At 62.6% G+C, this 12,922-nt stretch carries 16 protein-coding genes and 1 tRNA gene; 10 read left to right on the top strand and 7 right to left on the bottom strand.

The genetic code is table 11. From position 1 onward, the window contains the following. The first annotated feature begins 18 nt into the window (after positions 1-18). The 3 genes from CVM73_RS08350 (at position 19) to CVM73_RS08340 (ending at position 2,483) form a co-directional block, all read left to right on the top strand. Positions 19-210, top strand: coding sequence for a hypothetical protein (locus tag CVM73_RS08350; protein ID WP_158237554.1), 192 nt, complete (start codon positions 19-21; stop codon positions 208-210). Between the two features lie 62 nt (positions 211-272). Next, positions 273-1,166 carry a substrate-binding domain-containing protein gene (locus tag CVM73_RS08345; RefSeq protein WP_100231523.1) on the top strand — a complete coding sequence of 298 codons (894 nt, stop codon included), beginning with the start codon at positions 273-275 and terminating at the stop codon, positions 1,164-1,166. A 99-nt stretch (positions 1,167-1,265) separates the two neighbouring features. After that, a complete protein-coding gene (locus CVM73_RS08340) occupies positions 1,266-2,483 on the top strand; it encodes an ABC transporter substrate-binding protein (protein ID WP_100231522.1) in 1,218 nt (405 codons plus the stop codon). A gap of 136 nt (positions 2,484-2,619) precedes the next feature. Here the strand turns inward: CVM73_RS08340 and CVM73_RS08335 are convergent, their stop codons facing one another. Continuing rightward, positions 2,620-3,597, bottom strand: a complete 978-nt coding sequence (locus CVM73_RS08335; RefSeq protein WP_100231521.1) for a TAXI family TRAP transporter solute-binding subunit — start codon at positions 3,595-3,597, stop codon at positions 2,620-2,622. 108 nt (positions 3,598-3,705) lie between these two features. On the opposite strand from CVM73_RS08335, the gene CVM73_RS08330 reads away from it, so the two are divergent. Next, entirely contained in the window at positions 3,706-4,680 is a 975-nt protein-coding gene (locus CVM73_RS08330) for a Bug family tripartite tricarboxylate transporter substrate binding protein (RefSeq protein WP_167406715.1), read from the top strand. Positions 4,681-5,009: 329 nt separating this feature from the next. Then, positions 5,010-5,085: transfer RNA gene (locus CVM73_RS08325), tRNA-Ile, on the top strand. 266 nt (positions 5,086-5,351) lie between these two features. Here CVM73_RS08325 and CVM73_RS08320 read toward each other — a convergent pair. After that, the gene (locus CVM73_RS08320) at positions 5,352-6,176 is read right to left on the bottom strand and encodes a helix-turn-helix transcriptional regulator (RefSeq protein WP_245452246.1); all 825 of its coding nucleotides are present in this window, start codon (positions 6,174-6,176) and stop codon (positions 5,352-5,354) included. Positions 6,177-6,543: 367 nt separating this feature from the next. Here CVM73_RS08320 and CVM73_RS08315 point away from each other — a divergent pair, with 367 nt between their 5' ends. The 5 genes from CVM73_RS08315 (at position 6,544) to CVM73_RS08300 (ending at position 9,808) form a co-directional block, all read left to right on the top strand. Continuing rightward, positions 6,544-7,689: a helix-turn-helix transcriptional regulator gene (locus tag CVM73_RS08315; protein WP_100231684.1), complete on the top strand. Its 1,146-nt coding sequence runs from the start codon at positions 6,544-6,546 to the stop codon at positions 7,687-7,689. 322 nt (positions 7,690-8,011) lie between these two features. Then, positions 8,012-8,221 (top strand): hypothetical protein, encoded by a 210-nt coding sequence (locus CVM73_RS08310; protein ID WP_100231518.1) that lies wholly within the window; start codon positions 8,012-8,014, stop codon positions 8,219-8,221. 67 nt (positions 8,222-8,288) lie between these two features. Then, positions 8,289-8,474, top strand: a complete 186-nt coding sequence (locus CVM73_RS39095) for an RSP_7527 family protein (protein WP_146006576.1) — start codon at positions 8,289-8,291, stop codon at positions 8,472-8,474. 265 nt (positions 8,475-8,739) lie between these two features. Beyond that, entirely contained in the window at positions 8,740-8,910 is a 171-nt protein-coding gene (locus tag CVM73_RS40065; protein WP_167406714.1) for a hypothetical protein, read from the top strand. Between the two features lie 106 nt (positions 8,911-9,016). Beyond that, entirely contained in the window at positions 9,017-9,808 is a 792-nt protein-coding gene (locus tag CVM73_RS08300; RefSeq protein ID WP_100231516.1) for a cyclic nucleotide-binding domain-containing protein, read from the top strand. Positions 9,809-10,063: 255 nt separating this feature from the next. On the opposite strand, the gene CVM73_RS08295 is transcribed toward CVM73_RS08300, so the two are convergent. The 5 genes from CVM73_RS08295 to CVM73_RS08275 form a co-directional block, all read right to left on the bottom strand. Next, complete coding sequence (locus tag CVM73_RS08295; protein WP_100231515.1) at positions 10,064-10,522, bottom strand: helix-turn-helix domain-containing protein; 459 nt, start codon at positions 10,520-10,522, stop codon at positions 10,064-10,066. A gap of 143 nt (positions 10,523-10,665) precedes the next feature. Continuing rightward, positions 10,666-10,986: a helix-turn-helix domain-containing protein gene (locus tag CVM73_RS08290; RefSeq protein ID WP_100231683.1), complete on the bottom strand. Its 321-nt coding sequence runs from the start codon at positions 10,984-10,986 to the stop codon at positions 10,666-10,668. 119 nt (positions 10,987-11,105) lie between these two features. Further along, on the bottom strand, positions 11,106-11,903 hold the full coding sequence (locus tag CVM73_RS08285; protein WP_100231514.1) for an adenylate/guanylate cyclase domain-containing protein: 798 nt from the start codon (positions 11,901-11,903) through the stop codon (positions 11,106-11,108). A 271-nt stretch (positions 11,904-12,174) separates the two neighbouring features. Further along, on the bottom strand, positions 12,175-12,387 hold the full coding sequence (locus CVM73_RS08280) for a hypothetical protein (RefSeq protein ID WP_100231513.1): 213 nt from the start codon (positions 12,385-12,387) through the stop codon (positions 12,175-12,177). Between the two features lies 1 nt (position 12,388). Then, positions 12,389-12,613: a hypothetical protein gene (locus CVM73_RS08275; protein ID WP_245452245.1), complete on the bottom strand. Its 225-nt coding sequence runs from the start codon at positions 12,611-12,613 to the stop codon at positions 12,389-12,391. Positions 12,614-12,922: the final 309 nt, after the last annotated feature.

Raw genomic sequence — 12,922 nt, 5'->3', positions numbered from 1 at the left:
CTTAGCAATGACGAGATCATGATGATGATCGATTGCGCCGCGCTCGTGACGCGTTTTCACGCGGCGCAGCCGGGAAATTTCGGCAACGCCGCCGAGACGCGCCGCGCCAGCGATCGATTCAGGATCGTTCACCAAAGCGGAAATCGCGCGTGCGGATGTGTTGCAAAGCAGCGAGATGATCGGGCATGGTTCCCGCGGACAAAAATCTGAAATGCAGAATTCCACCTGCGTCGGACGTCAAAAAGAAGCAAGAATTTGCATAGGAATGCAGGATGGAATTCCTGACGACCAGCGAAGCCGCCGATTACCTTCGGCTCGGCGAACGCAAGCTTTACGAACTCGTCACCACGGGTGCGATCCCCTGCAGCAAGGTGACGGGGAAGTGGCTCTTCCCACGGCACGAGCTCGACCTCTGGGTCCTGTCGGGCCTCGCGCGTCCGGCCGGCATGTTGATCGCCGAGCCGCCGCCGGTCGTCGGCGGCAGCCGGGACGAACTGTTGGATTGGAGCCTGCGCGAGTCCGGCTCAGGGCTCGGATCGATGAGCGAGGGCAGCGCGCGCGGGCTCGAGCGCTTGCAGCGCAACGAGGTGATGGCTGCGGCGGTGCATTTCCACGCTTTGGACGCCGAAGGCAATCTCGCCGGCGACGCCAGTGTCGAAGCCCTGCGGGGAGCTCCCGACCTGCATGATGCGGTGCTGGTCGCGTTCGTGCGCCGCGAAGCGGGTCTGGTGCTGCCACACGGCAATCCCAAGCACCTGCACGGCCTGACCGACGTGCTCGCAACTGGCGCCCGGATGGCGACGCGGCAACAGGGCACGGGCGCGCAGATGCTGCTCGACGTGCTGCTGAAGCGCGCGGGCGCCTCGACGCGGGATTTGCGCCGCATCGAGACGCCGGCGCTGACCGGCCCGGATCTTGCCGAACTGGTCCGCGCCGGGCAGGCCGATTGCGGCATCGCGACGCGCGGCGCGGCGCGCTCGGCCGGTCTCGATTTCGTGCCACTGGTCTGGGAGAACTTTGACCTTGCGATGCGGCAGCGCAGCTATTTCCGTCCCGCCATGCAGACCTTGCTCCGCTTCCTGAACGAACGGCGGCTGCGCCAGCGTGCCGAGGAGCTGACCGGCTACGATCCCTCGCCCGCAGGACTGATCCGCTTCGCTGCCTGACGTTGACGCCTGCCCCCAAATAGTTGCAAAAGAAACCAATTCAGCCGGGCACACCCGGATGCAACACCGGCCAACGAGCCGGCTCAGGGGAGGACAAGCGTGAATCCAACCAGATTTGGTCTGCCGGTCGCGGCCGCCTTTTCAGCGATGCTCTTGCTGCCGGGCACGGCAATGGCGCAGGTGTCCGACAACGTCGTCAAGATCGGCGTGCTCACCGACCTGAACGGCCCGGCCTCGGCGCCGACCGGCCAGGGCTCGGTGACCGCGGCACAGATGGCGATCGCCGATTTCGGCGGCACCGTGCTCGGCAAGCCGATCAGCGTCGTGATCGGCGACCACCAGCTCAAGGCCGATGTCGGCGGCGCCATCGCGCGGCGCTGGTTCGACGTCGAGCAGGTCGATTTGATCGTCGACGTGCCGGTCTCGGCGGTCGGGCTCGCGGTGCAGAACATCGCGAGCGAGAAGAAGCGGCTGTTCATCACCCACTCCACCGGCACCGCCGATTTCCATGGCAAGTTCTGCTCGCCTTACGCGATCCAATGGGTGTTCGACACCCGCGCGCTCGCGGTCGGCACCGCGGATGCCGTGGTCAAGCGCGGCGGCGACAGCTGGTTCTTCATCACCGACGACTACGCCTTCGGCCATTCGCTGGAGCGCGACGCCTCCGCCGTCGTCACCGCCAATGGCGGCAAGGTGCTGGGCTCGGTGCGGCCGCCGCTGGCAACGCCCGACCTCTCCTCCTTCGTGCTGCAGGCGCAGGCCTCCAAGGCCAAGATCATCGGCATTGCCGCAGGTCCCCCCAACAACATGAACGAGATCAAGACCGGCGCCGAGTTCGGCGTGTTCAAGGGCGGCCAGCAGATGGCGGCGCTGCTGGCGCTGATCACCGACATCCACGGGCTCGGCCTGCAGGCAGCGCAGGGCCTGCTCCTCACCACGTCGTTCTACTGGGACATGGACGACAAGACCCGCGAATGGTCGAAGCGCTATTTCGCCAAGATGAACAAGATGCCGTCGATGTGGCAGGCCGGCGTCTATTCCAGCGTGATGCACTATCTCAACGCCATCAAGGAGACCGGCACCGACGATCCGCTCAAGGTCGCGGCCAAGATGCGCGAGAAGCCGATCGAGGATTTCTTCGCCCGCAACGGCAAACTGCGCGAGGACAATCTGATGGTGCACGACCTCTGGCTGGTGCAGGTGAAGACACCGGAGGAGAGCAAATATCCGTGGGACTATTACAAGATCCTCACGACCATCTCCGGCGACAAGGCGTTCGGGCCGCCGGACCCGGCGTGCGCGATGGTGAAGAAGTGACGATCGCTCAAAGCGATCGTCATTCCGGGGCGGTGCGTAGCACCGAACTCAGGTGCGCAATTGCGCACCTGAGAATCTCGAGATTCCGGGTCTGGTCCTTCGGACCATCCCGGAATGACGGTCGCTTATGCGACCGTCATTTCGCCACCCCGATCTCGCGAAAATACTTCATCACGCCCGGATGAATCAGCTCCACCTTCGGTGCCGCCGCGACCGTGTTCGCGGCCGTGGTCTCGCAGGCCTGCGCGAGCTTCTTGCAGAAGGTCGCCTCGACACCGTGCAGCGTCTTGGCGAGACGATAGGCGACATCGTCGGGCAAATCCTCGCGCGTGAGGACGAAGCTCCAGGAGCCGAGCGAGGCGATCGGCTCGGTCTGCTTCGGATAGGAGCCGGCCGGCACGGTGAGCGGCTTCAGGAACCCATGCTTGGCGCGGATGCGCGCGATCTCGTCCGCAGCTGGCGCGATGAAGCGCGCGCCCGATGCGCTCGAGGCGACCGCGGCAAAGCCGGGCCAGCCGATGCCGGCGCCCCAGAGCGCGGCGACGCGGCCGTCCTCGACCATCGCCGGGCCGTCGCCGGCGCGGTCGAGATAGATCGCCTTGAAGTCCTCGTCCTGCTTGAGGCCGAGCCCATCGAGCACATAGCGCGCCAGGATCGGCAAGCCCGAGCCCTTGGCGCCGAACGCCACGGGCTGGCCGACGAGATCGCGGATCGTCATGTAGGGACTATCCGCGCGCACCACGAACATGCCGGGGTTGGAATAGATCGCCGTGAGGATCTTCAAGCGAACCGGCGCCCGGCCAATGCCGGCGAAGGCCTCATAGGCCGGCTCGCCGGCGACAAGCGCGAGATCGAGCTCGCCCTTCTCCAAAAGCGGGATGTTCTCGTTGCTGCCCTTGGTGTTGCGCGGGGCGATGGAGATTTGCGGATCGGCCGCGTTCATCACCTCCGCGAAGGCATTGCCATAGAGCGGAAAGCCGCCGCCGGGGGTTGCGGTGCCCAAGCTGATCGTTGAGCTGATCGTCGTGGTCGGAATGGCGCTGCCTCCGGTTTGGGCGGCGGCGGGGCTTGCGAGCAGCGCCGCGCCGAGAAGGATGGGGATCGCGAATTTCATGATCGTTCCCGATGACCTGCGTCAACACCGACTCAAGGGACGATGTAGGCAGCGGCCCGATTTTGTGAAAGCATGCAGCCCAACGACAATAGAACAATGGGAGATGTCATGTTGCGAATTTTGCGGAACGGTGTTTTCGGGCTTGCGGTTCTCTTAGGTCTTTTCAGCGCCACCCCTCCCGCCGCCGCCGGCTACCCCGACCGTCCCGTGCACTGGCTGATCGGCTTTTCCGCCGGCGGCCCGGTCGACATCGTGGCGCGGATCATGGCGCAGTGGCTGTCGGACCGGCTCGGCCAGCAGGTCATCGTCGAGAACCGCACCGGCTCCGGCGGCAACATCGCCGCCGCCGCCGCGATCAATTCGCCGCCGGACGGCTACACGCTGCTGTTCGTCGCGCCCAACAACGCGATCTCGACCTCGCTCTACAAGAAGCTGCCGTTCGACTTCTTGCGCGACACCGTGCCGGTGGCCAGCATCATGCAGCTCACCAACATGCTGGTGGTCTCCAACGCGTTTCCGCCGAAGACGGTTCAGGAGTTCATCGACTATTGCAAGGCCAATCCCGGCAAGATCTCCTTTGCCTCCTCCGGCAACGGCACCTCGGTGCACATGTCGGCCGAGCTGTTCAAGGTGATGACGAAGTGCGACATGGTGCACGTGCCCTATCGCGGCTCGGCCATCGCCTTCCCCGACATCATCTCCAACAAGGTGCAGCTGATCTTCGACAACCTGCCCTCGGCCATGGAGCAGGTGAAGGGCGGCAACGTCCGCGCGCTTGGCGTGACCTCGCCGCAGCGCTGGCCGAGCGTGCCCGACGCGCCCGCGATCGCCGAGACCGTGCCGGGTTTCGAATCGGTCGGCTTCTACGGCATCTCCGCGCCGAAGGGCACCCCGCCCGAGGTGATCGAGGTGCTCAACAAGGCCGTCGGCGAAGCGCTGAAGGACCCGAAGGTGATCGCGCGCCTCACTGAAGTCGGCGGCATCCCCAAGCCGATGGCGCCCGCCGAGTTCGGCAAGCTGGTCACGGATGAGACCGAGAAGTGGCGCAAGGTGGTGGAGTTCGCCGGGGTCTCGGTGGACTAGGCGGCGGCCCCGCCCGCTTGCATGCGAGACATCTGGGGGACCCCGCGGGTCCCCCTCAAACAAAAAGTCGAAAAACAACCCCATGCACAGTAGACGAGGCCAGCAATTACAAGGAGTTACGGAAGCGGCAAACGAGCCTTGCCGAAGTTCGATTTGACCTGTCGGGCAAAACAGGACTATAAGGGCATCATCGCAGATTTCGGGTATTCAAAAATTCGGGCGCGATGGCGTTCCCGTCCACTAGCGCCAGCATTGCACCCCCGCTTCCATCCCTGTAAACGAACCGCGCACCGTTGCCGGCGCGCGTTCCCGCGAGCTGCCTCGCGGCGGGGCCTGTAGCTCAATGGTTAGAGCCGGCCGCTCATAACGGTCTGGTTGCAGGTTCGAGTCCTGCCGGGCCCACCAGCCTTCGCTCGCTTCGCGAGCTTCGGCTTGGCAAGCCAGCCCAGGTCCCTCCAAAGCGAAGCGAGCGAAGGCTGTCTCGCCGAAGCCTTGGCGAAGGCGGACCGGCGCCACCCCCGCTCCCAACCAAAATATCGAAAACACCCCCATGCAAAGTAGAAATGGCAGTTGGTGGCGAGGATGACGGTGACGCCGCGCCATTTGACACGTCGGGCAAATCAGCTGCACCAACCCATCGTCGCTCATTGCCCTGCGGCGCCTGAAGTTCGCTATCGCAGCTTGCCGAGCCACAGCGCGGCGAGTGCTGAGCGATTCCGGACGCCGAACTTGGCGTAGATCGACTTGACGTGGAAATGCGTCGTGTTCGGACTTTGGTCGAGTTTCTGCGCAATCTGCTTTTCCATGTGTCCGTCGAGCAGTCCCAGCAGCACCTTTCGCTCGGCCGGCGTCAGGGGCGCGTTGGCGATGAGCAGGCCGTGGCTGAGCAGCTGCTGCCGGTAGAACCATCTCAACCCGCGCATCACGAAGCCCAGGAGGTTGCTGTCCAGTGCGGAGAACCGGGGCGCCTGAGCATCGCGAAACACGAAGAGGTGAATCCGCACGTCGTCATTGAGCGCGCAACGCACCGATATGCTGTCGGCGTGGCCGACTTCGAGGTAATGGCGCCGATAGTGCTCACCTTCGAACCATTCGGGCGGCAGTGCCTCGAAGAGCAGGCGGGTGCGGAACGGCTCGTCCCCTGACACGGCCAGGATCTGCGACAGGTCGACGTCGGAGGACCAGAGGGTGTCGAACTGCTCCTGCACGGAAGCCGCCACCGCCGGTACCGGATGCAGGAGCCGAACCAAGCGTGGACGCCAGCCGAACAAAGCATCCTTTGGCGCGGGCGAAGGCAATCGCACAACAACGGCCCAAAGCGCATTCTGTGCCGCGACCATGGCACAGAGTGTGGTTAGCAAATGGATAAGTGCGGCATCCCCGTCGCCAGCGGAGAACTCGGCCAGTCGATCCCAGAGCGCATAGACGTTGTCACTTTGTGGATTGGTGGAATCCGCAGATGGATGCATGTCGCCCCAAAAGGGTGTGAAGGTCACTGATCTTCGACGAAGCATAAGGGACATGGGACCACCTTTCCAGGTAGTACCCAAGCGCATCAAGGCACACGATATTCAGCACGGAATCCATGGCCCGACGAGGGCATTCGGCCATAATACACAGGCGATGCTACTCGCCCGGGCACTCAGGAAATGCTTCAGGACCCTAGTTTGGCTTCCTAGCCCTACCGGAGCGATTTTGATTGGGAGATTTTTTCGTGGTTGCTCTTGTCAGGAATGACCTCGGTCTTATCACCGCCGATCTCAACGTCGAAAATGGCCCAAACGCTTATCTTGTTTTGTGGGACCGGCCTCCTCGCATCGTTGGCGCACTACCGAGTGCCCCAGACGCTTGGGAGGGCCCAACGTGATCGACTTGGACGGAGTCTCCGCCCAGGTGTTATCCGACACCATCGGCGCGATCTATGACTGCGCGCTCGATCCGCATCTGTGGCCAGACACTTGCCGAAGGATTGCCGATCTGTGTGAAAGCACAGCGGGCGGCATATGCGTCCACGACATGCGGCACGTGCAAAATGATCAGCTGTTCGTGTTCGGATACCAACCGGAATTCCTGGAAACACTGGGAAAGCACTACTCAGAAAGTCCGATGGCGGCAGCAGACATCGTCTCGAAGATCGGCGACGTCAGTGCTCTCTCCATGATGCGCCGCGAACTGTTGGGAAGCCGTTTCGCTCGAGAAGTGCTGGAGCCGTTCGGACTACTGGACATAGTCTGGTTCCCGGCGTTGCGGACTGGCGGTCGCATGGCCTCCATGCACGCCTCACGGACCGGGAAGGCGCCGCATTACCAGCAACTCGAGATCGGCCTGCTCAAGCTTCTTTCCCCGCACGTCTGCCGTGCCCTCACCATCTCGGACGCGCTGGATATCAGAGCGCTGAGGTCGGAGATGCTGGAAAAGACGCTTGATGCGCTCGTCACAGGTGTTTTCCTCACGTCACCCGATGGCCGCGTAGTCTATATGAATGCCGCTGCCCAGAGGCAGATCAAAACCGGCAACGCCATTCGCATCGTGAACAACCGGATTTGTCCCACCAATCCCGCCACGCGCGCCGCGCTGTCGAAGGCCATTGATAGGGCGTCGCGCGACGATATCGACCTGGATACAGGCGAGCATTCCCTTGCGATACCGGATATCGATGGCGCCGGCTATGTCGCGACTCTCCTTCCGGTCGATCGCGGTCAGCGCAGCGGCATTATCGCGCCGTTTGCGGCATCGGTAGCTGTGTTCACAAAGGATCCTGCTGAGGCGCCGCTGATGCCGGGCGAAGCTTTTGCCAGACTTTATCAGCTGACCGGCGGCGAACTCCGCGTGCTGCTGGCGCTTACCCAGGGGTTGGGCGCCAAGGAGGCAGCCGACATGCTCGGCATCAGCGAGCCGACCGCGCGCACCCACCTGCAGCACATCTTCTCCAAGACCGACACGACCCGGCAAGCGGATCTCCTGCGCCTGTTGCAGAACTCGATGCCTCAGGTTCGGGCCCCACAGTAGCCGATTCACGAATTCCTGAGGCGGCCTATCCCTAAATCGGCACCGCGCCCTATGGGCGACGGGACCGGCGCAGTTGCGATCTGGGTTAGGTCCGTTTCGCCTGCCAGGACTATGTCGCCATCATCCACAATGTCGGCGGCACGGCCAGCGAACGGCTGGCCGCGGAGGTGGTTGGCGTGGCCGACGGGCTCGAGCAGTACGACCGGAAGGCGGACAGTAATAGCAGTACCAGCCTCATTGGTTCCGATGATGCGGCGGCTGCGGTCGATTGCATAACATCAAGCATCGCCAATCCTGGGCACTTGCAACCGAAGGAACCGTCATGCGCGCACACCCCGTTGTCGCGGTCGCCATACTTATCCTGGTCGGGGTCGGGGTGAAGCTGACTTTCTTCTCCGCTCCGATTGCTGCGGCGGGCGTGAGCTCCACCAAGACCGTGAGTATCGACGTCTCCGGGATGCACCGTGCGATCAAAAGTCTTCCGGCGGAGAATTTCCACGACATGACATTCGTCTTTTCCAGTGGTGGTTGATCGAACGATCTAAACCCGCTGCGAACGCTCACACCGTCTCTATATTTTTCATACTCGGAGAAAACCGATGTCCGCCACTCTCACCCACTCTGTGAAGCCAGGGCGCCGCGACACGCCACGGCGCATCACGCCAGCCCTCATGGAATTCTACAGGACGCGGGCCCACGAATTGCGCGCCGAATATTATCGCGACATGTGGCGGGCGGTATGGACGCGGCTGACCAGGATCGGACGGCGGAGGTCGATTGCCTAACATCGCGCACGGCCAAACCTTAAGTTATCATGCCAATTCCTCCAACCGCCGCCATCGCAAGCCTCTTCGCCGGAGCATTTCGTTGATCGCGCCCTCCAAAGAACGCATGAATCTTTTGAGGTCCAGGTCGCCCGTGGGGCCTGCTTTGTCTGGGCATTCCGGGAGATAGAAGAAGCCCCCCGTCGCCGAGAGCGGAATCGCGAGCTCGTGCATGAAGCACGACGCTCGCTAACGCCCAGCCATTAGCCAACTCCTGGAGATAATCATGCGCGCCGTTGCAATTGCTGCGATTACAAACGCTTTTGTCCGGGTATTCCCCGCATCGTCATTACAGGCAAACGTCCTCAAGCAGACCGCGTTGTTCTGTGGAGCCACCCTCTTGGTGTGGCTGCTGTCGATGACTTATGGGCTGGATCTAAGTGCCGGATTCTTCTAGCCGATCAGCATCTTGTCTTTGCGTTTGCTTCGGTATCAAAGCCCCTTGAGCCACATCTGCTGGGTCGTCGCGCTCTTCAGGGGCAAGTTCATAGAAGGATGCGGAAATGCACTGCTCAGACGTTTTGCTCTGCGGCTCGACGTCCTGGGTTGAAGCCGCCGGCTATCTCGCATCTCTTCTGGTCTTCGCCACGTTTTGCATGAAGACGATGCTCCAGCTCAGGATCGCGGCCATCTTGAGCAATGTCGCGTTCATCGCATACGCGTTCTTCGACCGCTTGTATCCAATCCTCATCCTTCACTCGGTTCTGCTGCCTCTTAACGTCGCCCGAACAGTCCAAATGCTCCGCGTCAGGCGAATTGTGGAGCAAGCATCCAAAGGCGAATTCACAACCGACCCGCTATGCCCGTTCATGAAAGCGGCGACGTGGAAGGCCGGGGAGATCATTTTCAGGCAAGGCGATTACGCCGATCGCATCTATGTGCTTGCAAAGGGAAGCGTACGCCTGAATGAAATCGATCTCGTTCTGGGGGCGGGAGAGCTGTTCGGGGAAATTGGCGTTTTCTCGACGGCACATGAGCGCACCCAGACGGCTCAGGCAATTTCCGATGTCGAGCTGCTCTGGCTCACCGAGGGCGAACTCGCCCAGGTGTGCCATGCGAATCCTGCCCTGGCTTTCCACTTCCTGAAGCTGTCGATCAACCGCCTGCTGGCCAACACAGGACGCCACCTGCCGGCGCACACAGGCCGCATGCAGGCTCTTGAGAGCCCGGCGGCGAGTGCCGTTCGACGAATGCCGAACGACGCCAGCAGGCCGAACACTTCGCCTGGCTGGGCCGCCGCGCCTCCGGATCTCGAGACCTCAATCGTGAATCTCAGTGCGAAGACGGTCGGCTAAAGCGCGATGAGATTAGGTTGAATCATCATCGCGCTTTAGCTTGTTATGCAAGCATGATCTCCGCGCAAACGCGTTGCGTTGGTCGCGAGGGAAAACCGCTTCGCACTTTTCCGGATCATGCTCTAGCTGGTCTGACATACTGGGGTCGTTTGCGGGAGGGGCGGAATCCTGCGCTCCAAGCCGCTGCGCCATGGCGGCCTGAACGAGGTACACTTGCGCCTTTGTACTGTCCGGGGAGTTGTTGAATCGGATGAATCATTTGTGATTCGAGCGGTTTTCCTGGCGTCCGACCCGATCGACGCCCATAGCTCCGAGCCTTTGAATCAACTCCTCGACGGGCATTAGACGAGGACGGCTATACGCGGTCGCCAAGCAGACGGAGCGCTCGTCGCGAAAAAAATCGATATCCATCTGCTGGCGGCCCACCAGCCGCTCGAGCTCGGCGATGCGGGCATTCGCACGCGTGAGCGCAGAACGCTTGTCGTCATAAGTCGGTACAGGCTTGAGCTTCCGCGGACCAGGCTTGGGTCCGGGCTTGCGGTTTAATCCCTCCGGCCCGTGCGCCTTCCACGCCTTGACCCAGTCGTGCAGAATCTTGCGTGATATCCCAAGTTCACGAGCCACAGGCAGAACGCCTTCGCCTCGCTCAACCCGCCTGATCGCCTTCAATTTGTAGGCCGTCGGAAACTGACGGTTCTTTGCTCGTACTGCCACAGGTCATCCTCAAAATGCCTGTCACAGGAATTATCGTGTCTCACTTAAGGGGTGCAGTCCAGTGCATTCAATAGCCAAGCCGCTTTCGTAGGGCTCGCGAACAACGACGGCGGCGACATTCCAGCAATGTCCCCAATCGCGTCTCAAACCAACTCCAACCTCAGCGAGCGCCCGACCATCCGCGCGGCGCGCTGGAGCGTGGTCAGCGTGACATTGCCGTCCTTGGGGTCGAGCAGTCGACCGATCTGACTGCGCGAGGTCTTCATGCGCTGGGCCAGGTTGTTGCGCGATATGTTCTTCTCCTTCATCGCCTGCTCGATCTGCCAGGCGAGGACTTCCTTGACGGCGATGGCTTCGAACTCGTCGCGCTTGCCTTCTTCGCCGAGGAAATCATCGAGCGTGGTCAGTTTGGCGGCGGAGCGAACGGCTTTCTTGTTCCTCGCCACGGTCCTCCTGCCGGCCATGCTGGTCTCCTTCATTTCTCAAACTCACGGCTTCTGCGGCGCGCAAGGGCCCGTTCGTCCAATGGGGTCTTCTGGGTTTTCTTGGCTCGCAATGACAAACAAACCGGCCCGCACCCCCTTCACCCCTCCACCCTATACAACCTCCACCTTTCCGGCACCCCCTTCAGCCTATGCACGCCGTGATCCCGCAGGCTGATCGCCGCCTGCGCCGTGATCAGCTCCTTCACTGCGCTCGACACCAGCACCTCGCCGGCGCGCGCCTTCGCCGCGACGCGGGTGCCGATGTGGAAGGCGAGGCCGACCATTTCGCCGCCGCTGATGGTGTATTCGCCGGCGTGCAGGCCGACCCGGATCTCGAGGCCGAGCGTGCGCACGGCTTGCTGGAGCGCGGTCGCACAAGCGATTCCGGCTGCGGGCTTCTTGAAGGTCGCGAGCACGCCGTCGCCGGTGGTCACGACTTCCTTGCCGCGCGCGCTCTTCAGCTCCTTGCGGACGGCGGCATAGTAGTGGCCCATCACCTTGGTCCAGCGCGCATCGCCGAGCTTGGCGGCCTTCGCAGTCGAGCCGACGATGTCGACGATCAGGATGATGGCGAGCGCCTGCTTGAGCTCGGCACTGCGTGCGGCCGACGGGCGCCGATTCGCGATCGGTCCGGTCAGCGGCTCGTAGCGATGATTGCGGCGCCGCGCGATCGCGGCTTTCGTGTAGTCCTGCGCGCGCTGCGCGGTGCCGCAACGAACCGTCTTCTCCTGTGGCAGACGCGACCAATAGACCTTGCGCCCGTCGCCGGCGCCATGCACCTCCACGGCGCCCCACTTCAGGAAGACCGCCGAGCCGACGCGCCTGACGCACCACGCCTTCGACGTGTACCCGGAGACGTTGGACTGATGGACACCGATGCGAAGGAATTTCGGCATGAACGTGCGGCCAAAGACCGTTTGGGCGTAGCTTTCGCAAAGCGTAGTCGCACAACCCCGCGTTGGCAACAGTGCTGCCAACCCGCCATGCCGCCCTGCCCGGCAATCGCATTTGGGAGCGACTTCTCTGTGGCCATCCTTCGAGACGCCCGCCGTTGGCGGGCCCTCAGGATGAGGATGGCGTGCGCGGTCGCAGTTTCTCGAAGGGCGAGGCGCGCGCGGCTTGCGGAAAATGCTATTTGCGATCGCCCTGCGCCCCCAAGCTCGCGTCCTAAATTCCTCTGCCGCCGCCCTGCTTGCCGATCATGCAGCGCCATGCAGCCAGGCGTTCGGCCGGATGCTGCGCCATCCATTCGGCGAGCTGCGGCGCGCCCATCAGGCAGGACTGCATGGTCACGTCGGCGAAGTCCGAGGTCGTGACGATTTGTTCACGACAGCTCGTCGGCGACGAGAGGCTGCAGAGCACGGCGATGATCCTGATCATCTCACGCGAGCTCCTTCGACCAGTCGTATTCCGCTCTTGCGGCCGAGCGCGTCGCCGATTTGGCGGCATCGACGCTCGAGGCCTTTTCGGCGCGCCGCTGATAATCATCGGCCAGCAGCTTCAGCCGCGTCGCAACCACCTCGTCGGTCATGCTCCGCGCCGCGCGCAGCAGGCTCTGCGCCGTTTCCATATATTGCTTGCCTCGTCCTGACATCTGGAGCGTCATGGCATCCTCGCTCGGTTCTCTGGAGATGTGTCGAAGGCGATGGGGAAACGTCCCAGCCAGTCGCGATCGTCCCGGCGGCGCGTCGCCAAGCGCTCGACGCACGTCTTCGAGCACAGAGGCTTGCGCCATGCATAATACCTGATGAGACCGAACCTGCCGTCGCAGACGGCACAGCGTCCGGGTCGATCATGAAGAGTTCCAGAGCAGGTTGGCATTGACGTCTCCTCTCGTTGTCGCGCCTGATGTCGCCGATCACCTCTTCTGTTGCACCAGGCTCGCCTCGTCTCCCGATGAAGCGGGGCATTCGTC

This window comes from Bradyrhizobium forestalis (assembly GCF_002795245.1).
GTDB lineage: Bacteria > Pseudomonadota > Alphaproteobacteria > Rhizobiales > Xanthobacteraceae > Bradyrhizobium > Bradyrhizobium forestalis.
Note: the sequence above shows the minus strand (reverse complement) of the source record. Positions and strands in the feature narration are given on the sequence as shown.